The 442-nt window shown below is 37.1% G+C and carries 1 protein-coding gene; it reads right to left on the reverse strand.

Going from position 1 to position 442, the window contains the following annotated elements:
• Window positions 1-442 (reverse strand): hypothetical protein (locus M3148_RS17280; protein ID WP_251305957.1); only part of this gene is annotated, 442 nt, incomplete at both ends.

Genomic DNA, 442 nt, shown 5'->3' on the forward strand with positions numbered 1-442 from the left:
TTATTACCCATATGACTTTCGATTCTGTCAAGAAGTAGGAATGCTTTAGACTGTAGGGTAAAAAACATCGCCCCTGTCGTTAAGTCATGCCAATGCTCTGAATCTATTTCTTTAGGCTTCTCAATCCAAGTAAGCTCCTCATCATGTTTATCTAATCGCTCGATAAGTTTTAACGCATTGGCACGACGTTTGGCTTGTTGGTTGCTATCGTTACCTTTTATCAAGCTGTTTTTGATGAGATTAAGCGTTGCTTTATCTAATGGGATGATAGGACTTATCGCCTTTGTAATGATACTATTTTTGCTTAGATTTCCGCCATTTAGCCATTTCACAAGGTAATCTGTCACGCTTGAATTACTGGGTTTATAATCTCGAAAAGCAGATTGAATCAGTGTTTTACCACTTTCATTACATTGAAAGGCATTAAATATAGCACTATCAG

Source organism: Georgenia satyanarayanai (genome assembly GCF_023715365.1).
In the GTDB taxonomy this organism is placed as follows: Bacteria; Actinomycetota; Actinomycetes; order Actinomycetales; family Actinomycetaceae; genus Oceanitalea; species Oceanitalea satyanarayanai_B.